This window comes from Erwinia sp. INIA01 (assembly GCF_025947915.1).
In the GTDB taxonomy this organism is placed as follows: Bacteria; Pseudomonadota; Gammaproteobacteria; order Enterobacterales; family Enterobacteriaceae; genus Erwinia; species Erwinia coffeiphila.
This window is the reverse complement of record NZ_JAPDNC010000009.1, coordinates 96,840-123,482: the sequence shown is the minus strand read 5'-3', so window position 1 is coordinate 123,482 and position 26,643 is coordinate 96,840. Positions and strand designations below refer to the sequence as shown.

The window sequence follows — 26,643 nt, the reverse complement described above, 5'->3', positions numbered from 1 at the left end:
TCGCAGGCCAGACTTCGTGCTGGCCTGCGGTCGCTGACCCGGTGGGGCAGTGAGTGCGACAATGAGGGGGAGTGAATGACCGATAAACGCAAAGACGGTTCGGGAAAACTGCTGTACTGCTCTTTTTGCGGCAAAAGCCAGCATGAAGTACGCAAGCTGATTGCCGGCCCGTCAGTGTATATCTGCGATGAGTGCGTTGATCTGTGCAACGACATCATTCGCGAAGAGATTAAAGAGGTTGCGCCGCACCGCGAGCGTAACTCGCTGCCCACGCCGCACGAGATCCGCCATCACCTGGACGACTACGTTATCGGTCAGGAGCGGGCGAAGAAGGTGCTGTCGGTGGCGGTTTATAACCACTACAAGCGCCTGCGCAACGGCGATACCAGCAACGGCATTGAGCTGGGCAAAAGTAACATTCTGCTGATCGGCCCGACCGGCAGCGGTAAAACCCTGCTGGCTGAAACGCTGGCGCGCCTGCTGGATGTGCCGTTCACCATGGCGGATGCCACCACGCTGACCGAAGCCGGTTACGTAGGTGAGGATGTGGAAAACATCATCCAGAAGCTGCTGCAGAAATGTGATTACGACGTGCAGAAAGCGCAGCGCGGGATCGTCTACATCGATGAAATCGACAAGATTTCCCGCAAATCGGACAACCCGTCGATTACCCGTGACGTGTCCGGTGAAGGCGTGCAGCAGGCACTGCTGAAGCTGATTGAAGGCACGGTTGCCGCCGTACCGCCGCAGGGTGGCCGTAAGCATCCGCAGCAGGAATTCCTGCAGGTTGATACTTCGAAGATCCTGTTTATCTGCGGCGGCGCGTTTGCCGGCCTGGATAAGGTGATTTCCCAGCGCGTGGATACCGGCTCGGGGATTGGTTTTGGTGCCACGGTAAAAGGTAAAGCGGAAAAAGCGACCGAAGGACAGCTGCTGGCGCAGGTGGAGCCGGAAGATCTGATTAAGTTCGGTCTGATCCCGGAATTCATCGGTCGTCTGCCGGTGGTGGCAACGCTGACCGAGCTGAGCGAAGATGCGCTGATCCAGATCCTGTGCGAGCCGAAAAATGCGCTGACCAAGCAGTATCAGGCGCTGTTTAACCTCGAAGGTGTGGATCTGGAGTTCCGTGATGAGGCGCTGACGGCGATTGCCAAAAAGGCCCTGTCGCGTAAAACCGGCGCGCGCGGCCTGCGCTCTATCGTTGAAGGCGTGCTGCTGGATACCATGTACGATCTGCCTTCAATGGAAGACGTGGAGAAGGTGGTGGTTGACGCTTCGGTGATCGAAAACAACGGCGAACCTAAACTGATTTACGGTAAACCTGAAGCACAGCAGGCGTCTGGCGAGTAGTATTAACGCTCGCCCGATGGCATAAAAAAATGGCCCGCAGAGAAAACTGTGGGCCATTTTCAATTCAACTCTTCAACCGCGAAATCAGACCTTTAGCTCATCCCACTGGCTGATTACGTGCGTGGCAATACCGTAGTCGATAGCCTGTTCCGGGCTCATCCAGTAGTTGCTGTCGGTGTCTTTTTCAACTTTCTCCAGCGGCTGCCCGGTCGCTTTGCTGATCAGCTTGTTAATGCGCTCACGCGCACGCAGCAGTTCTTTCGCTTCAATTTCAATATCTGAAACTTTACCGCGCACGCCGCCTAGCGGCTGATGGATCATAAAGCGGGTATTTGGCAGCGAGTAGCGGTTATCTTTGTCGGCTGCCAGGAAGATGGTGATCCCGGCGCTGGCTACCCAGCCGGTACCGATCACCACAACTTTAGGCTTCACGAATTTAATCATGTCATGGATGGTGTCGCCTGCTTCCACGTGGCCACCCTGGCTGTTGATAAACAGCTTGATTGGCTCGTCGCCCATCTCCTGCAGGATCAGCAACTGAGCCGTCACTTTCTCGGCCAGTTCCTGATTAATCTCGCCGGAAATGATAATAGAGCGTGACTGCAGCAGCTTGTTCACTGCCAGCGCTGAATTCTTCTCTTCCTGGCCTTTTTCTTCTTTCTTTGGCTCTTGAGGCATGCTTTACACTCCATCGGGATCTGATAAGTCACGAGAGTTTAGCATAATCAAACAGGTAGCTAAATCAACAGTCATTGGGATGAATATTCAGATTTCAAAACAGAGGGATAGTGAATATCAATAACCAAAAATAGCATGCCGGATGTTTTTATGAACAATCCTGGACCAATTCACAATTCCACTGTGGGGCTTGCGCCGTTGCGGAGTTTTACTCCCATTTTAAAGGGGAAATGGGCTATATTAATTGCTGGTACGCGTAAATTTAGACAGCCCACTTCAGGTCTGTTTAGCAAGACATGAGGTTACTGATGACAGACAAACGCAAAGACGGTTCAGGAAAACTGCTGTACTGCTCTTTTTGCGGCAAAAGCCAGCATGAAGTACGCAAGCTGATTGCCGGCCCGTCAGTGTATATCTGCGATGAGTGCGTTGATCTGTGCAACGACATCATTCGCGAAGAGATTAAAGAGGTTGCGCCGCACCGCGAGCGTAACTCGCTGCCCACGCCGCACGAGATCCGCCATCACCTGGACGACTACGTTATCGGTCAGGAGCGGGCGAAGAAGGTGCTGTCGGTGGCGGTTTATAACCACTACAAGCGCCTGCGCAACGGCGATACCAGCAACGGCATTGAGCTGGGCAAAAGTAACATTCTGCTGATCGGCCCGACCGGCAGCGGTAAAACCCTGCTGGCTGAAACGCTGGCGCGCCTGCTGGATGTGCCGTTCACCATGGCGGATGCCACCACGCTGACCGAAGCCGGTTACGTAGGTGAGGATGTGGAAAACATCATCCAGAAGCTGCTGCAGAAATGTGATTACGACGTGCAGAAAGCGCAGCGCGGGATCGTCTACATCGATGAAATCGACAAGATTTCCCGCAAATCGGACAACCCGTCGATTACCCGTGACGTGTCCGGTGAAGGCGTGCAGCAGGCACTGCTGAAGCTGATTGAAGGCACGGTTGCCGCCGTACCGCCGCAGGGTGGCCGTAAGCATCCGCAGCAGGAATTCCTGCAGGTTGATACTTCGAAGATCCTGTTTATCTGCGGCGGCGCGTTTGCCGGCCTGGATAAGGTGATTTCCCAGCGCGTGGATACCGGCTCGGGGATTGGTTTTGGTGCCACGGTAAAAGGTAAAGCGGAAAAAGCGACCGAAGGACAGCTGCTGGCGCAGGTGGAGCCGGAAGATCTGATTAAGTTCGGTCTGATCCCGGAATTCATCGGTCGTCTGCCGGTGGTGGCAACGCTGACCGAGCTGAGCGAAGATGCGCTGATCCAGATCCTGTGCGAGCCGAAAAATGCGCTGACCAAGCAGTATCAGGCGCTGTTTAACCTCGAAGGTGTGGATCTGGAGTTCCGTGATGAGGCGCTGACGGCGATTGCCAAAAAAGCCCTGTCGCGTAAAACCGGCGCGCGCGGGCTGCGCTCTATCGTTGAAGGTGTGCTGCTGGATACCATGTACGATCTGCCTTCAATGGAAGATGTGGAGAAGGTGGTGGTTGACGCTTCGGTGATCGAAAACAACGGCGAACCTAAACTGATTTACGGTAAACCGGAAGCACAGCAGGCGTCTGGCGAATAAATAACCAAATCTTTCCAGTCAGTTAACCGAAAAGGGGGAAAATCTTCCCCCTTTAACATTTCTGGTAACCCCAACGTTGAATCTATTCCATTCATCCCCATATACTCAAATACCTGTGGGTAAACCGCTTCTGTTAAGGATGATGCGGTTCCCCTTACCTGGCGGAAATTAAACTAAGAGAGAGCTCTATGAATCCTGAGCGTTCTGAACGCATTGAAATCCCTGTGTTGCCGTTGCGTGACGTAGTGGTTTATCCGCACATGGTCATTCCGTTGTTTGTTGGTCGTGAAAAATCGATTCGCTGCCTTGAAGCCGCCATGGATCATGACAAAAAGATCATGCTGGTCGCTCAGAAAGAAGCTTCAACGGATGAACCAGGCATTAACGATCTCTTCTCTGTCGGGACCGTCGCCTCCATTTTACAGATGCTGAAACTCCCGGACGGCACGGTGAAAGTGCTGGTAGAGGGTTTACAGCGTGCTCATATCACGACTTTATCCGACAACGGCGACCATTTTGCCGCGCAGGCAGAATACCTTGAGTCTCCGGAGATTGAAGAGCGCGAACAGGAAGTGCTGGTACGCACGGCGATCAATCAGTTTGAAGGTTACATCAAGCTGAATAAAAAGATCCCGCCGGAAGTACTGACCTCGCTGAACAGTATTGATGATGCTGCGCGCCTGGCCGATACCGTCGCGGCGCACATGCCGCTGAAGCTGGCTGACAAACAGTCCGTGCTGGAAATGTCCGACGTGAACGAGCGTCTGGAATATCTGATGGCGATGATGGAGTCGGAAATCGACCTGCTGCAGGTTGAGAAACGTATCCGTAATCGCGTGAAAAAACAGATGGAAAAAAGCCAGCGTGAGTACTATCTGAATGAGCAGATGAAGGCCATTCAGAAAGAGCTGGGCGAGATGGACGATGCGCCTGACGAAAATGAAGCGCTGAAGCGTAAAATTGACGCGGCCAAAATGCCGAAAGAGGCAAAAGACAAAACCGAAGCTGAATTGCAGAAGCTGAAGATGATGTCGCCGATGTCGGCTGAAGCCACCGTCGTTCGTGGCTACATCGACTGGATGGTTCAGGTTCCGTGGAATGCGCGCAGCAAAGTGAAGAAAGACCTGCGCAAAGCGCAGGAAACGCTGGATACCGATCATTTCGGCCTTGAGCGAGTGAAAGACCGCATCCTTGAGTATTTAGCCGTACAGAGCCGCGTCAGCAAAATCAAAGGCCCGATTCTGTGCCTGGTTGGGCCTCCGGGCGTGGGTAAAACCTCGCTGGGGCAGTCAATCGCCAAAGCTACCGGGCGTAAATACGTACGTATGGCGCTGGGCGGCGTGCGTGACGAAGCGGAAATACGCGGTCACCGTCGCACCTATATCGGTTCGATGCCGGGTAAACTGATCCAGAAAATGGCCAAAGTGGGGGTCAAAAACCCGCTGTTCCTGCTGGATGAGATCGACAAGATGTCCTCGGACATGCGTGGCGATCCGGCCTCTGCGCTGCTGGAAGTGCTCGATCCCGAGCAGAACATTGCCTTTAACGATCACTATCTGGAAGTCGACTACGATCTCTCCGATGTGATGTTTGTGGCAACGTCTAACTCGATGAACATTCCGGCTCCGCTGCTGGACCGTATGGAAGTGATCCGTCTTTCTGGCTACACCGAAGACGAAAAACTGAACATCGCCAAACAGCACCTGCTGCCGAAGCAGATCGAGCGTAACGCGCTGAAGAAAAATGAAATTTCAGTCGATGATAGTGCGATTGTTGGCATCATCCGCTACTACACGCGTGAAGCGGGTGTGCGTAGCCTTGAGCGCGAACTGTCCAAACTGTGCCGGAAAGCGGTGAAATCGCTGCTGATGGATAAGTCGCTGAAGCGTATTGAAATCAATGGCGACAACCTGAAAGACTTCCTCGGCGTACAGCGCTTTGACTACGGCCGTGCCGACAGTGAAAACCGCGTCGGTCAGGTGACTGGTCTGGCATGGACGGAAGTGGGTGGCGATCTGCTGACCATTGAAACCGCCTGCGTACCGGGTAAAGGCAAGCTGACCTACACCGGTTCTCTCGGTGAAGTGATGCAGGAGTCCATCCAGGCTGCGCTGACCGTGGTGCGTGCGCGTGCGGACAAACTGGGCATCAACGGTGACTTCTACGAGAAGCGTGACATCCACGTTCACGTTCCTGAAGGGGCAACGCCGAAAGATGGCCCAAGTGCAGGTATTGCCATGTGCACTGCGCTGGTCTCCTGCCTGACGGGTAATCCGGTGCGTGCTGATGTGGCCATGACCGGTGAGATCACGCTGCGTGGCCAGGTGCTGCCGATCGGTGGTCTGAAAGAGAAACTGCTGGCAGCGCATCGCGGCGGGATCAAAACGGTACTTATTCCGGACGAAAACAAGCGCGACCTGGAAGAGATTCCAGACAACGTGATTGCCGATCTTAAGATCTATCCGGTGAAGCGGATCGAAGAAGTTCTGGAGCTGGCCCTGCAAAATGCCCCTTCCGGCATGCAGGTTGTCACCGAAAAATAGTAATTTAAGATAAATCGCCGTAAAACGAGGGCTGGCAGGTGAATTGTTACTTGCCAGCCTTTTTTTGTCCGGCTAATTTAGGATGCTGTTAAGCCAGTCATAGCAACGATTGCCGATGGTAATGGCTCAACAAGTTAGGTTCGCGGTCATAATAAACGACTGCACATACGTTGCTGGCAGGGTGCCAGTCACGGTGTGAAAAATAAAAGAGGGGATGATTAGGTGAACAAGTCACAGTTGATCGACAAAATTGCTGCAAATGCAGATATTTCCAAAGCTGCAGCCGGACGTGTACTGGATGCGTTTATTGCCTCTGTTACTGATTCTCTGCAGTCTGGTGACGAAGTGGCGCTGGTAGGATTCGGCACCTTCTCCGTGCGTGAGCGTTCAGAGCGTACTGGTCGTAACCCACAGACGGGTAAAGAAATTACTATCCCTGCGGGCAAAGTACCGGGCTTCCGTGCCGGTAAAGCGCTGAAAGACGCCGTTAACTAAGCAATATGCTGCCGTTGAAACAGATTTCTTCGGCGGAGTGAGGATCGCCAGGGCGTTCTCATGTAACATACAGGCACATCATCAGACTGATGTGCCTTTTTTTTATGATTCAGTGACATTCGCATAATGCGGTTGTCTACAGGATGTAACTCCCTGGAGTCACTGGAGTTGCAGCAATGCATGGCGTTGCACGTCCTCGGGAACGCGGGACGATAGCGCAAGGTTTTACATTCACACTACAGCGGAGTGTTGTCACACCATGATGGACAATTTACGCGCGGCCTCGAACCATGTCGTGCTCAAAATTATACTGGGTTTGATCATCCTGTCCTTTGTTCTTACCGGCGTGGGCGGATACCTGACGGGCGGCAGTGGTGATTATGCGGCCAAGGTAAATGGTCAGGAAATCAGCCGTGCTCAACTTGAGCGAGCTTTCAGCAACGAGCGTGCACGTCAGCAGCAGATGCTGGGCGAACAATTCTCCGCACTGGCAGGTAACGAAGGTTACATGCAGCAAATGCGTCAGCAGGCGCTTTCGCAGTTGACCGATGAAATTCTGCTGGACCAGTATGCAAAAAATATTGGCCTGGCAATTAGCGACGATCAGATTAAGCAGGCGATCTTCACCCAGCCCGCGTTCCAGACCGACGGCAAGTTTGATAACGCCAAGTATCTGGGCCTGATTGGCAATATGGGCTTTACGGCCGATCAGTATGCGGAAGCGCTGCGTAAGCAGCTGACCACTCAGCAGCTGATTAAGTCCGTGACCGGTACCGACTTTGTTCTGGGCAGCGAAAGTGATGCGCTGGCCGCGTTAATTTCCCAGCAGCGCCTGGTGCGTGAAGTGACGATTAACGTTGGTGAACTGGCGGCAAAACAGACCGTCACCCCTGACGAAATCAATAACTACTACCAGCAGAATAAAAACAGCTTCATGTCTCCTGAGCAGTTCCGCGTAAGCTACATCAAGCTGGATGCGGCAAGCATGCAGGAGCCGGTCAGCGAGAGTGAAATCCAGGGCTGGTATGATGAACATCAGCAGGATTACACCCAGCCGCAGCGCAATCGCTACAGCATCATTCAGACCAAAACCGAAGCGGAAGCGCAGTCGATTCTGGATGCACTGAAGAACGGCGGTGATTTTGCCGCGTTGGCAAAAGAAAAATCAGCTGACCCGATTTCAGCACGCCAGGGCGGCGATATGGGCTGGCTGGAGCCGGATACGACCCCTGATGAGTTGAAAAACTCAGGCCTGAAAGACAAAGGGCAGCTGTCAGGGATCATCAAATCATCAGTTGGCTTTATTATCGCTCGCCTGGATGATATCCAGCCTCAGCAGATTAAAGCCCTGGCCGACGTTCGTGATGAAATTGCGGCAAAAGTGAAGCAGGAAAAAGCCGTCGATGCTTACTATAAGCTACAGCAGAAAGTCAGCGATGCGGCAAGCAACGAGACTGAGTCACTGGCGGGAGCTGAAGAGGCGGCCGGCGTTAAAGCGGTGGAAACGGGCTGGTTCAGCCATGATAATCTGCCTGCTGAGCTGAACTTTAAACCGGTTCAGGAAGCGATCTTCAACGGCGGCCTTGTCGGGGATAATGGTGCGCCGGGTCGAAACTCAGACGTCATTACTGTTGATGGCGATCGTGCTTTTGTCCTGCGTATCAGCGAGCACAAGCCGGAAGCCGTTAAGCCGTTGCCAGAGGTGACCGCGCAGATCACCAATACCCTGAAGCAGCAGAAAGCGCAGGCGGCAGCGAAGTCGCAGGCGGATAAACTGTTGGCGGATCTGAAAGCCGGCAAAGGTGATGAGGCGCTGAAAGCGGCGGGTCTGAGCTTTGGTCAAACCCAGACGCTGACGCGTACCGGGCAGGACCCTCTGACGCAGTCAGCCTTTGCGCTGCCGCTGCCTGCAGCGGGTAAAGCATCTTACGGTGTGAGTGAAGATATGCAGGGCAACGTAGTGCTGTTGTCGCTGGATAAGGTACAGACGGGTGAAATGCCGGCTGCACAGAAAACCGCGCTGGTTCAGGGCGTAACGCAGAATAACGCACAGATTGCCTTTGAAGCGCTGATGACTAACCTGCGTAAAGAAGCCAAAATCAAGTACGGTGCTGCTGCACAGGCGCAGTAAGCCTCGCAAAATCACTGCAACTGATTGCAACTCGAAAGGCCGCTTATGCGGCCTTTTCCATTTCTGAAATCTGCCGTTTGCCGCCTGAAAAGCGCTGACGTAGGTTAGTCATGCTGTCAAACACATGGAGGAAAACAGCATGTTTAAATCAACGCTTCAGGCTCTTTCACTGGCATTCGGCATGGCGCTTATGACACCCGCGCTGGCAACCGGCAGCGTGGAGGCACCAAAAGACGTGAAGGCCGAAACCAGAACGGGAGTGAAAACGCCGGTGCCGCAGGGGGCTGGCAAGAGCGATGAGGATGCGGGTAGTCAGGTGAGCATTAACAGTGCCACCGCGCAGGAGCTGGCGGCCACGCTGAACGGCGTGGGTCTTAAAAAAGCGGAATCTATCGTCAGCTATCGTGACAAGTATGGCCCCTTTAGCCAGGTCGATCAGCTGACCGAGGTTCCGGGGATCGGCAAGGCGCTGGTCGAACGTAATTTGACACGAATTAAACTGTGATCCGTTTCGCGAGTCGGGCATGTTGTCTGCAACGCCGATGCTCCGGCTGCTAATCTCTAAGAGGTCATACCAGTTGGTGTGGCCTTTTTTACTCGGAGATCGGAAGCAATGCAGACCACCATCAAAGTTCGTGGCTATCATCTTGATGTTTATCAACACGTCAATAACGCACGCTATCTGGAGTTTCTTGAAGAAGCCCGCTGGGCCTGGCTTGAGGAAACCGAATCCTTTCACTGGATGACGACCAATCATCTGGCGTTTATTGTGGTGAATATCAATATTAACTATCGTCGGCCCGCGGTGCTTGGCGATGTCCTGCTGGTCAGCAGCAAGGTGCAGCAGTTGAACGGCAAAAGCGGCGTGATTGCTCAAACGGTAACGCTACAGCCCGGCGGCGAGGTGGTGGCCGATGCACTGTTAACCTTCGTCTGCATTGACCTGCGCACTCAGAAAGCGCAGCCGATGGAAGGGGAACTGCGTCAGAGGCTGGAGGCGATGCTGGAGCCGGGTGAATAAAGCGCGATGCTTTTTTACTCATTCAGCCAAACGGGAAACGGCTTAATGCCATCAGCCACGGATGACCGGGAGGGTGCCCGGTCATCATCGCCCCGTGGCTTAAACCAGGCCGGTTTTCGTTTTCATCGCCTGCATCACAGTATCAGCATTGTGCTGATATTCCTGCAAACCGTTAGCGCGCAGATGGCAGGCCGCACACTCGCCGCAGCCATCACCCTGGATGCCGTTGTAGCACGTCAGTGTCTGTTCACGAACCAGTTTAAGCTGCTGCCAGTAGTCGGCCAGCGCCCAGGTTTCCGCCTTGTTCAGCCACATCAGCGGTGTTTCAAATCGGATATCGCGCGCCATGCCCAGTGATACGGCATGGTTAAGGGCTTTTACAAACTCATCGCGGCAGTCAGGATAGCCCGAGAAATCGGTTTCACACACGCCGGTAATCACCGCTTCGGCTTCCACCTGATAGGCATAAATAGCCGCCAGCGTGAGGAAGAGTATATTGCGCCCCGGCACAAAGGTACTCGGCAGACCGCTACTGGCGGGGTCCCAGTCAGGGACCGGGATGTTATCGCGGGTCAGGCTGCTGACCGCCAGTTCGTTAAGCAGGGTGACATCCAGAACCTTGTGCGCACGAGCACCCAGCGACAGCGACAGCCGCTGAGCAACGTCAATTTCAGCCCGATGCCGCTGGCCATAATCAAAGGTCACGCAGTGGACTTCGTCGTACTGCTTAAGGGCCTGGATCAGGCAGGTTGTTGAATCCTGACCACCGCTGAATACTACGACTGCACGTTTCATACTTACTCTTCCTGATAATGTTCTGCCCGCTATGGTACTGCCTGAATCGATAGAAAGGTAGTTTCACTCAGTCAATGGCTACCGGTGGCGGGAGCCATGCGCGGGAAAAATCAAACCAGCCCCACGCATTAAGCCGTATCCCCTCGACGTCCGGCGGTGCACTAACCTGATAGCGATAGTTAAACAGCGGCGTAATGGCAGCCTGGTGCATCAGTTTTTTAAACACGTCGTGCATTGCATCGTGTCGTCCGGCCCCGTCAGCGTGCTGTTGAAGTTCGTCCAGTGATTTCAACAGCTTCTGCCATTCCGCTTTGCCGATAATCACCGGCCACAGCGGGTCCAGCCTTAGCCAGCTTTCAAGGGTGAATACTGGTGCTTCACCGATCAGGCGATCGCCCATCACCAGGTCGGCCTCCGCCAGCGACGGATAATCCTGCCAGTTTTTCGCCGGGTGAAAGTGCAGGCTGAGGCGGCAGCCCTGTGCTGCCAGCAGTTGCTGAAGCCGGATAGCCATTGCGTGCAGTTCTACCGGCAGATGGTAATGCAGGCTTAACGTCGCAGGGAGTGCCGTTTGCCGATCGGGTTTCCACTGCGGAATATGCCAGCCCGGAAGCATCTCATTACTGGGGGAAATCAACCCTTCTTCCAGCGGTAGCTGTTCGACCAGTCCTGACAGGTGTACCAGTGCCATAATGTGCTGTGCCTGTGCGGCGTTAAGCCCGGCACGTTGTCCAATAGCCAGGTAACAGAACCCCAGGCTGATACGCTGGCTCACGGGCTGTAACTGCGCGAGGTCCTGCTGCGCACCTATCGCTATCTGCACCGGATGGCGGCAGCTGGTTCCAAGTTCGCGGTCAAAAAGCTGTGGTGCAATCCAGTATTCAACTGCCTGCATAAGAGGATGGACGCCGTGATACCAGCCGTGGCTTTCCAGCCTGACCAGCATTGTCGAGTTGGCGACCAGTCGCCACGGGCCTGTACCGATATCCGGATTGTCGGGATGAGGTAACAGGCAGCATACGCTGGCCAGCCGGTGAGCAAGCCAGTAGTCCGCCTGATGCAAATCGATGCGCAGGCATAGCGCATGGGCTTGAGATACGCGTTTCACGCTGGCGAGCATCCGCTCCCCGGTCGGGCTGGCAAGAATATTTTGCAGCGTCTGCTGCAGCTGTTGTGCGGTTACCGCTTCGCCGTGGTGCCAGCGTAGCTGGGGTCGCAGGAAGAAAAACCAGCTCAGGCCATCGTCGCTAATCTGCCAGTGGTGAGCGAGGTCGGGGATAGCGTCATCACCGGCCAGTCGGCTCAGCCCCGAGAACACCTGTTGGGCCAGATGCTGCTCTGCGCGCCCGGCCAGTACCAGGGGCCGCAGAGGGTCCAGCTTGCGGTAATAGGGTATACGCAGCGTAGGCTGGTTATTCTGCCACTGGCCGCCAAGAAACGGCTGGAGAAGCTGGCTGAGCTGCTCGGTGGCGAGCGGCACCAGCTGCAGGGCATGCTGCGGCTGCCCTCTGTCCAGTTGTTGCAGCATCATTTCGCTACGCAGCGCTTCAGGCGAGCGTAAAAAGGTCACGGTTCCACGCTTGCCGCGCCCCGAGCGCGCCTCCCAGCCCAGCCATCCCGCCTCCTGCCACTGATTAAGTAGAGTGCGAACGTGGCGTTCGCTACAAAAACAGCAATTGGCTATTTCGCTCACGCTGGACGATAGCGGCTGGCCTTCGCTGCGCTGCCAAAGCCGCTGATATTGATTTAACCGGTTAATTTCACGCATCAGCCTAAACCCGGAACAGTTTTGTGAAAGTATTCACTATTTGTTCCGCAAATACCAGGTGATACTTGCTGACAGATTAACCACCGTTGCCGGAGTGATTATGGTTCGCCTTGCTGCATTTGATATGGATGGAACACTGCTGTTACCGACTCATCAGTTTGGGGAACAAACTTTGTCGAGCCTGAGATCGCTGCAGGCGCACCCGGTACAGCTAGCTTTTGCTACCGGCCGGCACTTCCTGGAAATGCAACCGCTGATGCAGCAGCACAATCTGCCTGCCTGGTTAATCAGCGGCAACGGGACCCGTGTTCACGATGCCGAGGGCGGGCTGCTGTTTGGCTCAGATCTGCCACCGTCGGTTGCCCGTCAGGTGATCCACAGCCACTGGCAGACTAAAGCGAGTCTGCACGTTTTCAACGATGACGGCTGGTTTACCCAATTTGATGAGCCTGAAATTTTAGACGCGCATCAGCTCAGCGGCTTTAGCTACCATATTGCCGATCCACGTACGCTGGCGGAGCATCAGGTCACTAAAATTTGTTTTCTCGGCGAGCATGATGATCTGTGCCAGTTGCTGATTCAGCTGCGTGAGGTGCTGGGAGACAGCGCTCATCTCTGCTTCTCGGCCAGCCACTGCCTGGAGGTGTTACCACTGGGTTGTAATAAGGGATCGGCGCTGGCTCAGCTTACAAAGCATCTGGAGATAGAAATGGCAACCTGCATGGCCTTTGGCGATGCGATGAACGATCTGGAAATGCTGAATCAGGTTGGGTATGGCTTTATCATGCAAAATGCCATGGCGCAGCTGAAAGCGCAGCTACCGCATTTACCGGTTATTGGAAATTGCGCGACGCAGGGAGTGTCGCATTACCTCAACCACTGGCTTAACACACCACATCTCGACTATTCCCCCGAATACTGAGACCCGTTTTCCAGTGTGCCGGACAAGATGTCCGGCTTTTTTATTTGTATTCAGCGCTGTATTGCTGCGGGCACAACCACTTTGCGTTTCTGTGCCGCGCCGCGATACAGCGTCAGTAAAATCCCCAACAGAAACGGCAGCAGCAGCAGTAAGGATTCGCGACTGATACTGCTGCCGTTAAGCCAGTTTTCCAGTGCGATGGCGATCAGCGGAAAGACCAGAAATACCAGCGAGGCCTGGAAAGGTCGCGCTATCTGTTGCAGCGCGAAGTAGCACAGTATCCCGCCGACACCCGCGACGAATCCCAGATAAGCAATAGCCATCAGCGCCTCGGGAGCAAACGCGTGAAAATCCGGTGATTCGCTAAGGCCGGTCAGCGTTAACAGCACCCCGGCGCCCAGGCAGGGAAGGGCGTTGTAGCTCAGAACGGAAATCCCGGCGCAGCGTTTTTTACACTGTACATACATCAGTGCGTGGATCAGCACCGCCGCCACCAGCGCCAGAATACCCTTTAGCTGGCTTACCCCATTGGCCTGGGTTTCATGCCACAGAATAGTACTGAGTGCACCAAGACTGATTGCCAGCCCCAGCAGTTGCTGAAGTGATGTTTTTTCCCGCAAAAACAGCAGCGATGCTGCCAGCACCGCCGCAGGCATGGTGGCGAAAATAATCGCCGCCAGGCTGGAAGAGGTGTAACGCTCACCGTAGATCATCAGCGTAAAGGGAATGGCAAAGTAGAACAGCATAACGCAGAGCTGGAAACCGCGCTGACCTGCGGGGAACAGCAGCGGAGCGCGGCGATAGCGTGCCAGCAGCAAAAGTAGCGGGGCAGCACACAAAAAACGCAGCCCGGTAGCAAAAACAGGGGGAACCGTGGCAACGGCAATTTTCATCGCCATCCATGTCGTCCCCCATGTCAGGGCTACTGCGCCAAAAAGCCCGGCAATAAGCAGGTTACGGTAAATATTCTTGTTCATCGTCATCATCCCTGAAATGGTCTGGAGTGGATTCAGATTAACTAAACCATCGGGGAAAAGGTTGCTATAATCATGCTGCTCACCAGACCAATGAGAGAAAATTTTGCTACAAAATCCGCTTGATAAAAAAGACCGCATGCTGCTTAACCTGTTACAGCAGGACTGCATGCTCTCACTGCAGGCCCTGGCCGATGCGGTCAGCCTGACCACCACGCCCTGTTGGAAGCGCTTGAAAAGGCTTGAGGATGAGGGCTATATTCGCGGCCGGGTGGCGCTACTTGACGGTGAAAAGCTGGGCCTGGGGCTGACGGCGTTTGTGCTGATAAAAACCCAGCAGCACAGCAGCAGCTGGTTTCAGCAGTTTGTAACGTTAGTGCAGGGAATGCCTGAAGTGATGGGTTTTTATCGTATGGCAGGAGAATATGATTACCTGTTGAAGGTGCAGGTAGCCGATATGAAAAGCTACGATGGTTTTTACAAACGGCTGGTCAACGGTATTCCAGGCCTGATCGATGTCACTTCGAGTTTTGCCATGGAAGAGATAAAATACACCACCGCTTTGCCGGTTGCCCCCTGAACGGCAGCCGTCTTCTTTTCGGTCGATAATCAGGATATTTTGTGCGACTTTTCAGCCAGCTAAGTTGGTATTTCCTTCGTGAATGGCGGCGCTACGTGGGCGCCGTTCTGTTGCTCATCGTCATTGCGCTGCTGCAGCTGCTGCCGCCTCATATCGTTGGCACCATTGTTGACGGCGTTAGCCAGCAGCAGATGAGCCATCAGCGGCTGCTGGTGTGGGTGGGAGTCATGTTGCTTACTGCCGTGGTGGTCTACCTGCTGCGTTACGTCTGGCGCGTGCTGCTGTTTGGTGCCTCCTATCAGCTGGCGGTGGAGCTGCGTGAAGATTTCTATCGTCAGCTCAGTCGTCAGCATCCTGAATTCTATTTACGCCATCGCACCGGTGATCTGATTGCCCGCGCCACTAACGATGTTGACCGCGTGGTCTTTGCTGCCGGTGAGGGCGTGTTGACCCTGGTGGATTCACTGGTAATGGGCTGCGCCGTGCTGATTGTGATGAGCACGCAGATCAGCTGGGAGCTGACGCTGCTGGCGCTGCTGCCGATGCCGGTAATGGCACTGGTGATTAAACGCTACGGCGATCAGCTGCATAACCGCTTTAAGCTGGCGCAGGCAGCCTTCTCCTCGTTAAACGATCAGACCCAGGAAAGCCTGACCAGCATTCGGATGATCAAAGCTTTTGGCCTGGAAGATCGCCAGTCGGCGCAGTTTGCCGACATTGCCCGTGATACCGGAGAAAAAAATCTGCGCGTTGCCCGGGTTGATGCCCGCTTTGATCCGACAATTTACGTGGCGATTGGCCTGTCGAATCTGCTGGCGATCGGCGGCGGTAGCTGGATGGTCTGGCACGGCGAGATAAGCCTCGGCCAACTGACCAGCTTTGTGATGTACCTCGGCCTGATGATCTGGCCAATGCTGGCGCTGGCGTGGATGTTTAACATTGTTGAACGCGGTAGCGCCGCATGGAGCCGCATCAAGGCGCTGCTGTCAGAGGCACCGACAGTCACCGATGGAACAACAGTTCTGCCGGAAGGGCGCGCGGAGTTGCGGGTAGCGATCGACGAGTTCCGCTATCCGGCCGCCGCTCAGCCCGCGTTGTCGGAAATTCATCTTAGTCTGGCTCCGGGACAGATGCTGGGGCTGTGTGGCCCGACCGGTTCCGGTAAAAGCACGGTGCTCGGCCTGATCCAGCGTCATTTTGATATCGATCGCGGGGATATCCGCTACCACGGTATTCCACTGACGGAACTGCAGCTGGACAGCTGGCGCAGTCGCCTGGCGGTGGTCAGTCAGACGCCGTTCCTGTTCTCGGACACTATTGCCAACAACATTGCACTCGGCAATCCGGGAGCGACTCAGGATGAAATCGAGCGGGCGGCAATGCTGGCTTCGGTTCACGATGACATTATACGCCTGCCAGCAGGCTATGAGACTGAAGTCGGGGAGCGCGGGGTAATGCTGTCCGGCGGGCAAAAGCAGCGTATTTCTATTGCCCGTGCGCTGCTGCTCAATGCCGAAATTTTGGTACTGGATGACGCGCTGTCGGCTGTCGATGGTCGTACCGAACATCAGATCCTGCACAATCTGCGCAGCTGGGGTGAAGGGCGCACCATCATCATCAGTGCACACCGACTCTCTGCCCTGACCGAAGCCAGTGAGATTCTGGTATTACAGCATGGCAAAATCGCCCAGCGCGGCAGCCATGAACAGCTGGCCGCTGCCAGCGGATGGTATCGTGATATGTATCGCTATCAGCAGCTGGAAGCCGCGCTGGACGAAGATGAATCAGAGCAGGGGGTGCCGCATGGCGAATGAAAACCGGCGGCTGTGGCCAACGCTTAAACGGCTGCTTTCCTATGGATCGCCGTGGCGGAAATCGCTGAGTCTGGCGGTGCTGATGCTGTGGGTGGCCGCAGCGGCGGAAGTGCTGGGACCGGTGCTGATTAGTTACTTTATTGACAATATGGTGGCGAAACACCATATGCCGCTGGGCCTGGCTGCAGGTCTGGTAACCAGCTTCCTGCTGCTGCAGCTACTGGCTGCGGCGTTGCATTACTGGCAGTCACTGCTGTTTAACCAGGCTGCGGTTGGCGTGGTGCAGCGCCTGCGTACCGACGTAATGGATGCCGCGCTGCGTCAGCCGCTCAGCGCGTTTGATACCCAGCCGGTCGGGCAAATCATATCCCGTGTCACCAACGATACCGAAGTCGTACGCGATTTGTACGTTACCGTGGTGGCGACCGTTTTGCGTAGCGCGGCGCTGGTGGGGGCAATGCTGGTGGCGATGTTCAGCCTCGACTGGCGCATGGCGCTGATTGCAATCGCAATTTTCCCGGCTGTGCTGATCGTTATGCTGATTTATCAACGCTACAGCACGCCAATTGTTCGCCGGGTGCGCAGCTATCTGGCAGACATCAACAACGGTTTTAATGAAGCGATCAACGGCATGAGCGTTATCCAGCAGTTCCGCCAGCAGGCGCGGTTTGGTGAGCGTATGGGGGCCGCCAGCCGCTCGCATTATCTGGCGAGGATGCAGACGCTGCGGCTGGATGGATTTCTGCTGCGGCCATTGCTCAGCCTGTTTTCCGCGATGATCCTGTGTGGCCTGATGCTGCTGTTTGGCTTTTCGTCGGTGGGGGCAATTGAGGTCGGGGTACTTTACGCCTTTATTAATTACCTTGGTCGCCTTAATGAACCGCTTATCGAGCTGACGACTCAACAGTCGATGCTGCAGCAGGCAGTGGTGGCCGGTGAGCGCATCTTCGAACTGATGGATGCGCCGCGTCAGCCCTATGGCGACGATCCGCAGCCGCTGTCCAGCGGCAGCATTGCTATTCGCGACCTGATTTTTTCCTATCGTACCGGTAAGCCGGTGCTGACCGATATCAACCTGGAAGTCGCCCCGCGTGATTTCGTTGCGCTGGTTGGCCATACGGGGAGCGGTAAAAGCACGCTGGCTAATTTACTGATGGGCTATTATCCGCTCAGTAAAGGTGAAATCCTGCTGGATGGCCGCCCGCTGGAGTCACTCAGTCATGCGTCGCTGCGGCAGAGTGTGGCGATGGTACAACAGGACCCGGTCGTGCTGGCGGATACCTTCTTTGCTAACGTTACTCTGGGGCGGGATATCAGCGAACAGGCGGTCTGGCAGGCGCTGGAAACCGTGCAGCTGGCCTCGCTGGCGCGAAGTATGAGCGACGGGATTTACACCCGACTGGGCGAGCAGGGAAACAACCTTTCCGTTGGGCAAAAACAGCTGCTGGCGATGGCGCGGGTGCTGGTGGCAACGCCGAAGATCCTGATCCTGGATGAAGCTACCGCCAATATTGACTCGGGTACAGAGCAGGCGATTCAAAAGGCACTGCGTGCTATACGCCAGCAAACCACGCTGGTCGTCATTGCCCATCGGCTTTCCACTATCACCGAGGCGGATACGATCCTTGTACTGCACCGTGGGCAGGCAGTGGAACGCGGTAATCATCAACAGCTGCTGGCAGCCCAGGGACGCTACTGGCAAATGTACCAGCTACAGCTGGCGGGCGAAGAGCTGGCTGCCGCAGAGAGCGAATCTTAACTGGTCAGGCGCTGCACCATATTCAGGCGAAAAAATAACCATTGCCCTGACTTAATGCACCGAATCCTCGCAAAACGCACCGTTAAGGTGCGTTTTTTCTATACTCCTCTTACAGGCTTTCTGTTCGCGGTATCCCATCCCAGGCTGCGCTTCAGATCCGCACTGACTAATCACCTGAAAACTGCCTGTTTTTCATTTCTGGCACAGCCTTTGCTTTAGTAAATCCGTGTTCGTGAAACAACCGTATTCAATACTGGAGGGGATCGTATGAAGCTGGTTACCGTGGTAATCAAACCGTTCAAACTGGAAGACGTGCGTGAAGCACTGTCATCTATCGGCATTCAGGGTCTGACCGTGACAGAAGTTAAAGGTTTTGGCAGACAAAAAGGGCATGCAGAACTTTATCGCGGAGCTGAGTACAGCGTTAACTTCCTGCCAAAAGTAAAAATTGATATTGCGATTGCAGATGACCAGATCGATGAAGTGGTTGATGTGATTAGCAAAGCTGCCTACACCGGCAAAATTGGTGACGGGAAAATCTTTGTTGCAGAACTGCAGCGGGTGATCCGTATTCGCACCGGCGAAACTGACGAAGCAGCACTGTAATTCGGGGCTAAGAATTGTGATGGGATGGGATAAAATGAAGAAACTCGCTAAGTTTGGCCTTGCCAGCATTGCTTTGTTACCGTCGCTTGCCATGGCTGCCGCACCGGCGGTAGCGGATAAAGCCGACAACGCATTTATGATGATCTGCACCGCGCTGGTGCTGTTTATGACAATTCCGGGCATTGCGCTGTTTTACGGCGGTCTGATTCGCGGTAAAAACGTGCTGTCCATGCTGACCCAGGTGGCAATGACCTTCGCTATGGTCTGCGTTGTGTGGATGGTTTACGGATATTCTCTGGCCTTCAGCGAAGGCAACGCGTTCTTCGGCAGCTTTGGCTGGGCGATGCTGAAAGGTATTGCGCCAACCACGCTGATGGGTTCCTTCTACCAGTACATCCACGTCGCGTTCCAGGCTTCCTTTGCCTGTATCACCGTGGGTCTGATTGTGGGTGCTATTGCTGAGCGTATCCGCTTTGCAGCCGTGCTGATTTTCGTACTGATCTGGCTGACCTTTGCTTACCTGCCAATTGCACACATGGTCTGGGCGGGCGGTTTCCTGGCTCAGGATGGCGCGCTGGACTTCGCGGGCGGCACCGTTGTACACATCAACGCTGCGGTAGCGGGTCTGGTCGGTGCTTACCTGCTGGGCAAACGTGCGGGCTTTGGTAAAGAAGCCTTTAAACCGCACAACCTGCCAATGGTGTTCACCGGTACTGCAATCCTGTACTTCGGCTGGTTTGGCTTCAACGCCGGTTCTGCAGGTACTGCGAACGAAATCGCCGGTCTGGCATTCCTTAACACCGTTGTAGCAACGGCGGGTGCAATGCTGACCTGGACCTTCGGTGAGTGGGCACTGCGCGGTAAACCTTCGCTGCTGGGCGTCAGCTCCGGTGCGATTGCGGGTCTGGTAGCGATTACCCCAGCCTGTGGTTACGTTGGCGTTGGTGGTGCTCTGATTATCGGTCTGGTTGGTGGTCTGGCTGGCCTGTGGGGTGTGACCACCCTGAAGAAATGGCTGCGTGTTGATGACCCATGTGATGTGTTCGGTGTTCACGGCGTCTGCGGTATTGTTGGCTGTATCCTGACCGGTGTGTTCGCATCTTCTTCACTGGGCGGCGTGGGTTATGCAGAAGGCGTGACCATGGGCCATCAGGTTTGGGTGCAGTTGGAAAGCGTTGCGCTGACCGTTGTCTGGACCGCTGTTGTCGCGTTTATCGGTTTCAAAGTGGCAGATATGATTGTTGGCCTGCGTGTTCCTGAAGACCAGGAGCGTGAAGGTCTGGACGTCAACAGCCACGGCGAGAATGCTTACAACCAGTAATCTGGTCGGGTAAGCAAAAAAAGGAAAGTAGTGCGCTAAAAATAAAAAATCTTGCGGGCCATTATGGCCCGCTTTTTTTTGTGGTACATCCCAGTAGCACCGCAAACCCTCAAACCGCAAGCCCAGCAGCACGTCCGTGTTGCGCCGATCCCCGTTGTCATTATCTATCGTCTGAGGTTGCCTTACTCTCGCTGGCGGATAACGCCTTCCTGCACCGTTGAAGCAACCAGCGTCCCCTGCTGGGTGTAGAACTCGCCGCGAACAAAACCACGCGCGCTGGAAGCCGAAGTGCTCTCCACGCTGTACAGCAGCCACTCATTGAGGTCAAAAGGACGGTGGAACCACATGGAGTGGTCGATGGTCGCGACCTGCATACCCGGCTCAAGGAAGCCTTTACCATGCGGTTGCAGCGATACCGGCAGGAAATTGAAATCGGACACATAGCCGAGCAGATACTGATGAATACGCTTATCTTCCGGCATCGTGCCGTTTGCGCGTATCCACAGGTGACGATAAGGTTCGTCCACATGTCCTCTTAGCGGGTTATGAAATTTCACCGGGCGGATTTCAAACGGTTTTTCCGACAGGAATTTGTCGCGATAGGGGGCAGGGATATGTGGAGCAAGTTTGTGCGCAATTTCGTGCTCGGATGGCAAATCATCAGGTCCGGGGACCACCGGCATCGTTTTCTGATGCTCAAAGCCGCTTTCCGGGCCCTGGAATGAGGCGGTCATGTAAAAAATCGGTTTGCCATTTTGAACCGCCTTCACCCGGCGGGCGCTAAAGCTGTTGCCGTCCCGCAGGTTTTCCACATCGTAAATAATCGCCTTCTGACTGTCGCCAGGGCGCAGAAAGTAACTGTGAAAAGAGTGGATGATACGTTCGCTGGGAACAGTCTGTTTGGCAGCATAAAGCGCCTGGCCGACAACCTGGCCACCAAAGACCTGACGCAGACCAAGATCTTCACTTTGCCCACGGAATAAGCCCTCTTCAAGGCTTTCCAGATCGAGCAGATTTAACAAATTTTGCAGCGCCTGGCTCATAAACGGCATCCTCTTAAAAATTTCAGTGCTCAGTTTGCGAGATCCGACCAGTTAGCGTCAACGCCTGTTTATGGGATCTGCGCAGTTCGTGCGGAAAGAATGAAAATCGCTGGTAACAGGAAAAATCCAGCAACATGTGCCAGAATTAAAGCCTTACGGGCAGTAAAGCTCTGCCCCTGAACGGCATTATCGCGCCGTAGGGATCAAAAAGGAGAAGACATCCATGAAACTCTGGTTTGTATTGAGCAGTGCCGCTCTCGCGGTGGCAATCTCTGGCTGTGCGGACAAGAGCAAAGATGTGCCGACACCAACTTTGGGTTCGCAGGTACAGGGCCAGCAGGCAGTTATCCAGCAGCCAAACGTTAGCGGTACGGTATGGATACGCCAGAGAATCGCACTGCCGCCTGATGCGGTGCTGACGGTCACATTGTCAGATGCGTCACTGGCCGATGCACCGTCGAAAGTCCTGTCACAGCGCGTTACGCGCACCGAGGGCAAGCAGGCACCATTCCAGTTCGTGCTGCCGTTTAATCCGGCCGATGTGCAGCCGGGAGCACGCATTCTGCTTAGCGCGGCGGTAACCCTGAATGGCAAAATGCTGTTTATTACCGATACGGTGAAGCAGGTGGTCACTACGGGCGGTACGCGACAGGATCTGACGCTGGTGCCGGTTCCATCAGTGCCGCTTCAGGCACAGGACGGAGCGGCCACCTCGGTGCCGTCGACCTCACCGACACAGGTTACGCCTTCATCGGCGGTTCCTGCGCCAACCTCATACTGATTCAGGTGTTCTCAAGCGCCCCTGCGGGGGCGTTACTAAGGCTTCCAGCGATAGCGCTTTAAATCAACTTTACCCTCTGGCGAGACCTCAATGCCTTCGGCTTCCAGCGCTAACCGCTGTCGGCTCAAATCATCACCCGTAAGCGAAATTTCCCCCATGCGGTTAATCACCCGATGCCAGGGGAGTTTGCTACCTTCCGGCAGACGTTTCAGTACGCCGCCAACCTGACGTGCAGCTCTGGGTGAACCTGCCAGATGGGCAATCTCTCCGTAAGTGGTGACGGAACCGTAAGGGATAGCTGCAAGGATCTGAAAGATACGTTGGCGAAAGTTATCGTGTTCTGCGTCCAAATTCACTCCCTGACCATAGCTGTAAACAGGAACCAGCCGCGAAGGCGTTCAGAAAGGGATCAGTATAAGGGACAGACGCTGAAATTTGAGCTGATTAATCAGCGTGATTTGACAAGTAATGAGGGAATATTACCCGTATTGTGCAAGAAACAAACGGTCATCGGAGGCTGGCTTGCAATTGCCCTGGGGTTCATTGATAATGCGCCTGCGCTTCGGTTATCCGAGGCCGTCAATGGGGGCCCTGTTGGTTCTCCCGCAATGCTAACTTGTGAATTCGGTCAGGTCCGGAAGGAAGCAGCCGTAACAAGTGACGCGTGTGCCGGGATGTAGCTGGCAGGGCCCCCACCCATTTCTGCTTTCGTAACTCTCTCTTTAGCTTTCGCCTTACCCTAATCACATTGAGATTCTCCTGAGATAAAAGCGGCATATTCGCATATCACTGCAAAATTCCTTATGTTTAACATGCTTGCCGGGTTTGCTGGCTGTGCGTTATCAGCCACTGCGCGTGATGCGGATCGTTACTCTACAACATGAGATAGCGATCTGCAGAATGAGCATCACTTATATGGGGAATATACGGACACCGATCGAAGGCTACACTGTTGAGTTAAAAGCGCGCGTATCAATGCCGGTCGCTGTTGAACAACCCATCAGTTTAATTTAATCCTTAGCTCAACGTCACCGTGTTTGCCGGAAACGCTTATCCTGGTTCCTGTAGGAGGCAATGCAAGGCAGCTAACGACAACAGCAGGGCACAATAGGGAGAATTATTGTCTGCGGGGTATGCATGATAAAGCGATTGAACTCTACAGACTATGTAAGAGTGCAACCCTCATAGATTATTTGTAAAATGCTGGGATTAATTATAGTTCAGCTTGATGTCATACTCCTGGCAGACATCCTTTCTGCACATCAGCGGTTGATTTTAATGAATTCTGAGACAATCTTTACGGTGTTCTGCTGGTTGGACGCCGCCCGTTACGCCCTGGCCAGCTCTGCACACACTACTCTATTAAAATCAAAACCATTTAAATGTCAGCGTACAAATTTCCACACGGAAACGGGGACTTTGTCATAAAGTTTATTCATGGTTAGTTCAGCAAGGCGATGATCGGCTGCTGAATAAAATATAGCCAATTCGTCATCAGATAATTCGTACTTGTTCTTTTCAATCACGCGCTCGAGGGTGTCAATAGAACGACAGCGTCTGAGGCGCATCAGATAATCAGTTTTAGTTAAAAGTTTGTCAGTCATCATTAAACCGTAAGGAGTAGTGGGTTACTAAAATGAATGGCTGGCCTGGATTTGGCCGTGCGCACACTCTTCTGCAAAAATGTTGAACAGGCGTTTTGCTGATTTTTGCCAACGCTGAAGGTCCTGTGCATTAATGCCGTAGTTGCTGAATAACATAAAAGTATCATCGAGATAATCGTCAATCTGTCCAATCAGATCGGTATCATCAACGTGCTTGATTTTGTAATTCATAGTAAAAGCAGCAATGTGTTCAATCAGATCATTAAGCTGCAGGTTGATGGCAGAAGTAGGATCGTTAACCCAGCCGTGGTGGCTGTCGCCTAACGTTGCCATACTTTCATCATACAGGTTTTCACACAAGAATTTCAGCTGTGCAATATCATGCCTTCTCGGTGAGTATTCGTCCATCTTTTTCCCCTCCATCGCTTGAAAAACATGCTTATTAACAGCACTTTTATACTCGGTTGGCCAGGAAGTGATAATTACTCTTCAAATGAAACATCTATTTAAAATATAACTTAGTTTCATTTTTTTGTTAACTAATTGACTGATTATTACAATTCTTCCGACATAGAGTCCGGTTCGTTATCTATGAAATCAAACCGCAATGCACCATCTGAAAGCACAAAGTTGACTGAGCTATAAGTGGTTTCGTCTGAATCAATATCAAGACAGGCATTGAAGACGTTCCAAAGGAAACTATAGTTCATTTTATAACGCGATTGTCCCAACTCTTCCAGAGAAATAACATTCAGACTATTCGGAACATAACGAGCATTAGGGGAATACCAGATCAAATTTCCGACCAAGTCATCCTCAATTTTAGGAATGTTCTGTTTAATTTCCTCTATTAATTCTAGTGGAGTAATGTCATTTTGACGATTTTTTAATGGTAAAGTTCTGTGCATTTTTCACCCTGAAGTTAATTGTTGCTAATAAAGATGATGCATTTTTACAGCTAAAGCCAATCGGTTGTCATTCTGGTTTAGCCTATCGTTATGATTTGTCAATTGATTATTATTTCCTGTGAACCCTCTTTTTTTTGAGTGGCTTCACGCTTGTTGAATTTTCTTTATATAAATCACCGAGAAAGACGTTACGGCATAATGTAATACTTAGATACATTTTAATCTTATCAATTCACCCATTTTAGCAGTAAATTTGCGTTATGTTATAACATATTGAATGATGCTATGCGCTATCCATCCTCTCCTTTCTATCGATTCGGCACCCTGTTCAGTAGCCCTGCCTGGCTAAGAGCGGTGTTATCCATCGTAGTGGTCCTGCTGCTTTTGTTGATGACAAAATGGGCGATCGTTTGATGATTACACTGAACAAACTCGTCGTTGGTTATCAACAGCGCGCGGTCACCCCTGAGCTGGTAGGTGAGTTTACCCAGGGAAGCATGACAGCACTGGTCGGCGATAACGGCAGCGGTAAATCGACGTTGTTAAAAACGCTGTGCGGCATGATCCCGCCGGTGAGTGGCAGTATCAGCCTGCCAACTCCGCGTCCTACGATTGCGTGGCTACCGCAGCATGCGGAACTTGAAAAAACATTTCCCCTTACCGTGTTCGACCTGGTAGCCATGGGCTTCTGGCGGCAGTGCGGCTGGTTCGGCGGCATTAATCGCCAGCAGAGGAAACAGATTTTTGAGGCGCTGGAACGGGTCCGTATGTTGCCGTTTATCGATGCAGCACCGGGTACGCTTTCTGGCGGGCAACTGCAGCGTGTTCTGTTTGCCCGCCTGTTGATTCAGGATGCCGAACTGTTGCTGTTAGATGAGCCGTTTAGCGGTGTAGACAGCGATACGATCGCTCTGCTTATCGAGCTGCTGGCGGAGCGCCATCGAGCCGGCTGCACGTTGATTGTCGTTCTGCACGATATGGCGACGGTCGCTAATCATTTCCCTCAGGTTCTGCGTTTAAAAGCGAATCACAGCGAATGGTCCTGCCGTAGCTGCGGTGTGACGGGGCTGAACTTTTCCCGCAGCGCGGGGGAGCGGGCATGATACTTATTGAGCCTTTTATCGAATTTGGTTTCATGCGTCGTGCGCTGGTGGCCTGCGTCGCTCTTTCGATTAGTGCAACCCCACTCGGCGTTTTTTTACTGCTTCGACGTATGAGTTTGGTAGGGGATGCGCTATCCCACGCGGTGCTTCCCGGTGCAGCGATTGGCTATTTGATCTCGGGACTGTCTCTGGTAGCAATGGGTATCGGTGGTGCGATTGCCGGGTTGACGGTGGCACTGCTGTCCGGTGCGGTCAGCCGCTACACACCGTTGCGGGAAGATGCCAGTTTTGCCGGTTTCTATCTTGGTTCTCTGGCGCTAGGGGTTACGCTGGTTTCCCTGCGCGGCTCCAGTGTCGATCTGCTGCATGTACTGTTTGGTTCCCTGCTGGCCGTTGATGCGCCATCAATTTTGCTGGTCAGCAGTATCAGCGGTATTACGTTACTGGTGCTGGCATTCATCTATCGTCCCTTAGTGATCGATGCTTTCGATCCTACGTTTCTTGCTGCGCAGAATCGCTGGACCTCGCCGCTGGTCCACGGAATCTTTCTGATACTGGTGGTGATCAATCTGGTTGCGGGCTTCCAGGTGCTGGGAACGTTAATGAGCGTAGGTCTGATGATGCTGCCTGCTGCCAGTGCCCGCTTCTGGAGTCGCCATCTCTCCGGCACTCTCGCCGCTGCGATGCTGCTGGCAATAATTTCCAGTTTCAGCGGTCTTTGCGCCTCATTTTATCTCTCTCTGCCTGCCGGACCCGCCGTGGTTCTGAGCGCGGCAGTGCTGTTCTTTATCTCGATTTTATTTGGACCCTGCGGCGGTATTTTTTCCGTACGCAGAACATTGTCTATGGCGAAGGAGTAAAAAT

The 26,643-nt window shown here is 53.6% G+C and carries 25 protein-coding genes and 1 other RNA gene; 17 read left to right on the top strand and 9 right to left on the bottom strand.

Annotated features, from left to right (window positions below):
- The first annotated feature begins 75 nt into the window (after positions 1-75).
- On the top strand, positions 76-1,350 hold the full coding sequence (clpX, locus tag OMR58_RS16765) for an ATP-dependent protease ATP-binding subunit ClpX (protein ID WP_105590800.1): 1,275 nt from the start codon (positions 76-78) through the stop codon (positions 1,348-1,350).
- An 84-nt stretch (positions 1,351-1,434) separates the two neighbouring features.
- Here the strand turns inward: clpX (OMR58_RS16765) and OMR58_RS16760 are convergent, their stop codons facing one another.
- Positions 1,435-2,028, bottom strand: coding sequence for an ATP-dependent Clp protease proteolytic subunit (locus OMR58_RS16760; RefSeq protein ID WP_105590801.1), 594 nt, complete (start codon positions 2,026-2,028; stop codon positions 1,435-1,437).
- Between the two features lie 308 nt (positions 2,029-2,336).
- Between OMR58_RS16760 and clpX (OMR58_RS16755) the strand changes: the two genes are divergently transcribed.
- From clpX (OMR58_RS16755) to OMR58_RS16730, 6 genes are all read left to right on the top strand, one after another.
- Positions 2,337-3,611, top strand: coding sequence for an ATP-dependent protease ATP-binding subunit ClpX (gene clpX / locus OMR58_RS16755; protein ID WP_105590800.1), 1,275 nt, complete (start codon positions 2,337-2,339; stop codon positions 3,609-3,611).
- Positions 3,612-3,799: 188 nt separating this feature from the next.
- Entirely contained in the window at positions 3,800-6,154 is a 2,355-nt protein-coding gene (gene lon / locus OMR58_RS16750) for an endopeptidase La (protein ID WP_105590802.1), read from the top strand.
- A gap of 222 nt (positions 6,155-6,376) precedes the next feature.
- A complete protein-coding gene (gene hupB, locus OMR58_RS16745; RefSeq protein WP_105590803.1) occupies positions 6,377-6,649 on the top strand; it encodes a nucleoid-associated protein HU-beta in 273 nt (90 codons plus the stop codon).
- A gap of 259 nt (positions 6,650-6,908) precedes the next feature.
- Positions 6,909-8,780 (top strand): peptidylprolyl isomerase, encoded by a 1,872-nt coding sequence (ppiD, locus tag OMR58_RS16740; RefSeq protein WP_264546458.1) that lies wholly within the window; start codon positions 6,909-6,911, stop codon positions 8,778-8,780.
- Between the two features lie 139 nt (positions 8,781-8,919).
- Positions 8,920-9,285: a helix-hairpin-helix domain-containing protein gene (locus tag OMR58_RS16735; RefSeq protein WP_200560024.1), complete on the top strand. Its 366-nt coding sequence runs from the start codon at positions 8,920-8,922 to the stop codon at positions 9,283-9,285.
- Positions 9,286-9,393: 108 nt separating this feature from the next.
- Entirely contained in the window at positions 9,394-9,801 is a 408-nt protein-coding gene (locus OMR58_RS16730; protein WP_264546457.1) for an acyl-CoA thioesterase, read from the top strand.
- A gap of 99 nt (positions 9,802-9,900) precedes the next feature.
- Here the strand turns inward: OMR58_RS16730 and queC are convergent, their stop codons facing one another.
- Positions 9,901-10,596 carry a 7-cyano-7-deazaguanine synthase QueC gene (queC, locus tag OMR58_RS16725; RefSeq protein ID WP_200545370.1) on the bottom strand — a complete coding sequence of 232 codons (696 nt, stop codon included), beginning with the start codon at positions 10,594-10,596 and terminating at the stop codon, positions 9,901-9,903.
- A 67-nt stretch (positions 10,597-10,663) separates the two neighbouring features.
- Positions 10,664-12,364, bottom strand: a complete 1,701-nt coding sequence (locus OMR58_RS16720) for an SgrR family transcriptional regulator (protein WP_264546456.1) — start codon at positions 12,362-12,364, stop codon at positions 10,664-10,666.
- A 100-nt stretch (positions 12,365-12,464) separates the two neighbouring features.
- On the opposite strand from OMR58_RS16720, the gene cof reads away from it, so the two are divergent.
- Positions 12,465-13,286 (top strand): HMP-PP phosphatase, encoded by an 822-nt coding sequence (gene cof / locus OMR58_RS16715; protein ID WP_105590808.1) that lies wholly within the window; start codon positions 12,465-12,467, stop codon positions 13,284-13,286.
- 50 nt (positions 13,287-13,336) lie between these two features.
- Here cof and OMR58_RS16710 read toward each other — a convergent pair whose 3' ends face one another.
- Complete coding sequence (locus OMR58_RS16710; protein ID WP_444861325.1) at positions 13,337-14,272, bottom strand: DMT family transporter; 936 nt, start codon at positions 14,270-14,272, stop codon at positions 13,337-13,339.
- A gap of 94 nt (positions 14,273-14,366) precedes the next feature.
- Here OMR58_RS16710 and OMR58_RS16705 point away from each other — a divergent pair, with 94 nt between their 5' ends.
- From OMR58_RS16705 to amtB, 5 genes are all read left to right on the top strand, one after another.
- On the top strand, positions 14,367-14,840 hold the full coding sequence (locus OMR58_RS16705; RefSeq protein ID WP_200560019.1) for an Lrp/AsnC family transcriptional regulator: 474 nt from the start codon (positions 14,367-14,369) through the stop codon (positions 14,838-14,840).
- Between the two features lie 41 nt (positions 14,841-14,881).
- Positions 14,882-16,654 (top strand): SmdA family multidrug ABC transporter permease/ATP-binding protein, encoded by a 1,773-nt coding sequence (locus OMR58_RS16700; protein WP_200560018.1) that lies wholly within the window; start codon positions 14,882-14,884, stop codon positions 16,652-16,654.
- Positions 16,644-18,413, top strand: a complete 1,770-nt coding sequence (locus tag OMR58_RS16695; protein WP_264546454.1) for a SmdB family multidrug efflux ABC transporter permease/ATP-binding protein — start codon at positions 16,644-16,646, stop codon at positions 18,411-18,413. Before OMR58_RS16700 ends, OMR58_RS16695 begins: the two co-directional genes overlap by 11 nt.
- Positions 18,414-18,680: 267 nt before the next feature.
- Positions 18,681-19,019 (top strand): P-II family nitrogen regulator, encoded by a 339-nt coding sequence (gene glnK, locus OMR58_RS16690; RefSeq protein WP_105590813.1) that lies wholly within the window; start codon positions 18,681-18,683, stop codon positions 19,017-19,019.
- Positions 19,020-19,038: 19 nt separating this feature from the next.
- Complete coding sequence (gene amtB / locus OMR58_RS16685; protein WP_172606534.1) at positions 19,039-20,340, top strand: ammonium transporter AmtB; 1,302 nt, start codon at positions 19,039-19,041, stop codon at positions 20,338-20,340.
- Positions 20,341-20,522: 182 nt separating this feature from the next.
- Here the strand turns inward: amtB and tesB are convergent, their stop codons facing one another.
- Complete coding sequence (gene tesB, locus OMR58_RS16680) at positions 20,523-21,383, bottom strand: acyl-CoA thioesterase II (RefSeq protein WP_105590814.1); 861 nt, start codon at positions 21,381-21,383, stop codon at positions 20,523-20,525.
- A 223-nt stretch (positions 21,384-21,606) separates the two neighbouring features.
- Here tesB and OMR58_RS16675 point away from each other — a divergent pair, with 223 nt between their 5' ends.
- Complete coding sequence (locus OMR58_RS16675) at positions 21,607-22,164, top strand: YbaY family lipoprotein (RefSeq protein WP_200560015.1); 558 nt, start codon at positions 21,607-21,609, stop codon at positions 22,162-22,164.
- 35 nt (positions 22,165-22,199) lie between these two features.
- On the opposite strand, the gene OMR58_RS16670 is transcribed toward OMR58_RS16675, so the two are convergent.
- Positions 22,200-22,514: an MGMT family protein gene (locus OMR58_RS16670; RefSeq protein ID WP_200560014.1), complete on the bottom strand. Its 315-nt coding sequence runs from the start codon at positions 22,512-22,514 to the stop codon at positions 22,200-22,202.
- Positions 22,515-22,756: 242 nt separating this feature from the next.
- On the opposite strand from OMR58_RS16670, the gene ffs reads away from it, so the two are divergent.
- Positions 22,757-22,853, top strand: an RNA gene (gene ffs, locus OMR58_RS16665) — signal recognition particle sRNA small type.
- Between the two features lie 696 nt (positions 22,854-23,549).
- On the opposite strand, the gene OMR58_RS16660 is transcribed toward ffs, so the two are convergent.
- From OMR58_RS16660 to OMR58_RS16650, 3 genes are all read right to left on the bottom strand, one after another.
- The gene (locus OMR58_RS16660) at positions 23,550-23,768 is read right to left on the bottom strand and encodes an HHA domain-containing protein (RefSeq protein ID WP_105591157.1); all 219 of its coding nucleotides are present in this window, start codon (positions 23,766-23,768) and stop codon (positions 23,550-23,552) included.
- Between the two features lie 27 nt (positions 23,769-23,795).
- The gene (gene tomB, locus OMR58_RS16655; protein ID WP_200560013.1) at positions 23,796-24,176 is read right to left on the bottom strand and encodes an Hha toxicity modulator TomB; all 381 of its coding nucleotides are present in this window, start codon (positions 24,174-24,176) and stop codon (positions 23,796-23,798) included.
- Between the two features lie 146 nt (positions 24,177-24,322).
- Positions 24,323-24,676 (bottom strand): hypothetical protein, encoded by a 354-nt coding sequence (locus OMR58_RS16650; protein WP_264546453.1) that lies wholly within the window; start codon positions 24,674-24,676, stop codon positions 24,323-24,325.
- A 413-nt stretch (positions 24,677-25,089) separates the two neighbouring features.
- Between OMR58_RS16650 and OMR58_RS16645 the strand changes: the two genes are divergently transcribed.
- Both OMR58_RS16645 and OMR58_RS16640 read left to right on the top strand, forming a co-directional pair.
- Positions 25,090-25,779: a metal ABC transporter ATP-binding protein gene (locus OMR58_RS16645; protein ID WP_200560011.1), complete on the top strand. Its 690-nt coding sequence runs from the start codon at positions 25,090-25,092 to the stop codon at positions 25,777-25,779.
- A complete protein-coding gene (locus tag OMR58_RS16640) occupies positions 25,776-26,639 on the top strand; it encodes a metal ABC transporter permease (RefSeq protein WP_105590820.1) in 864 nt (287 codons plus the stop codon). Before OMR58_RS16645 ends, OMR58_RS16640 begins: the two co-directional genes overlap by 4 nt.
- Positions 26,640-26,643: the final 4 nt, after the last annotated feature.

Bases quoted from the DNA above. Each gene is read 5' to 3' on its own strand.
- clpX (WP_105590800.1), top strand. From the start codon at position 76: ATGACCGATAAACGCAAAGACGGTTCGGGAAAACTGCTGTACTGCTCT.
- OMR58_RS16760 (WP_105590801.1), bottom strand. From the start codon at position 2,028: ATGCCTCAAGAGCCAAAGAAAGAAGAAAAAGGCCAGGAAGAGAAGAAT.
- clpX (WP_105590800.1), top strand. From the start codon at position 2,337: ATGACAGACAAACGCAAAGACGGTTCAGGAAAACTGCTGTACTGCTCT.
- lon (WP_105590802.1), top strand. From the start codon at position 3,800: ATGAATCCTGAGCGTTCTGAACGCATTGAAATCCCTGTGTTGCCGTTG.
- ppiD (WP_264546458.1), top strand. From the start codon at position 6,909: ATGATGGACAATTTACGCGCGGCCTCGAACCATGTCGTGCTCAAAATT.
- OMR58_RS16735 (WP_200560024.1), top strand. From the start codon at position 8,920: ATGTTTAAATCAACGCTTCAGGCTCTTTCACTGGCATTCGGCATGGCG.
- OMR58_RS16730 (WP_264546457.1), top strand. From the start codon at position 9,394: ATGCAGACCACCATCAAAGTTCGTGGCTATCATCTTGATGTTTATCAA.
- queC (WP_200545370.1), bottom strand. From the start codon at position 10,596: ATGAAACGTGCAGTCGTAGTATTCAGCGGTGGTCAGGATTCAACAACC.
- OMR58_RS16720 (WP_264546456.1), bottom strand. From the start codon at position 12,364: ATGCGTGAAATTAACCGGTTAAATCAATATCAGCGGCTTTGGCAGCGC.
- cof (WP_105590808.1), top strand. From the start codon at position 12,465: ATGGTTCGCCTTGCTGCATTTGATATGGATGGAACACTGCTGTTACCG.
- OMR58_RS16710 (WP_444861325.1), bottom strand. From the start codon at position 14,272: ATGATGACGATGAACAAGAATATTTACCGTAACCTGCTTATTGCCGGG.
- OMR58_RS16695 (WP_264546454.1), top strand. From the start codon at position 16,644: ATGGCGAATGAAAACCGGCGGCTGTGGCCAACGCTTAAACGGCTGCTT.
- glnK (WP_105590813.1), top strand. From the start codon at position 18,681: ATGAAGCTGGTTACCGTGGTAATCAAACCGTTCAAACTGGAAGACGTG.
- amtB (WP_172606534.1), top strand. From the start codon at position 19,039: ATGGGATGGGATAAAATGAAGAAACTCGCTAAGTTTGGCCTTGCCAGC.
- tesB (WP_105590814.1), bottom strand. From the start codon at position 21,383: ATGAGCCAGGCGCTGCAAAATTTGTTAAATCTGCTCGATCTGGAAAGC.
- OMR58_RS16675 (WP_200560015.1), top strand. From the start codon at position 21,607: ATGAAACTCTGGTTTGTATTGAGCAGTGCCGCTCTCGCGGTGGCAATC.
- OMR58_RS16660 (WP_105591157.1), bottom strand. From the start codon at position 23,768: ATGACTGACAAACTTTTAACTAAAACTGATTATCTGATGCGCCTCAGA.
- tomB (WP_200560013.1), bottom strand. From the start codon at position 24,176: ATGGACGAATACTCACCGAGAAGGCATGATATTGCACAGCTGAAATTC.
- OMR58_RS16650 (WP_264546453.1), bottom strand. From the start codon at position 24,676: ATGCACAGAACTTTACCATTAAAAAATCGTCAAAATGACATTACTCCA.
- OMR58_RS16645 (WP_200560011.1), top strand. From the start codon at position 25,090: ATGATTACACTGAACAAACTCGTCGTTGGTTATCAACAGCGCGCGGTC.
- OMR58_RS16640 (WP_105590820.1), top strand. From the start codon at position 25,776: ATGATACTTATTGAGCCTTTTATCGAATTTGGTTTCATGCGTCGTGCG.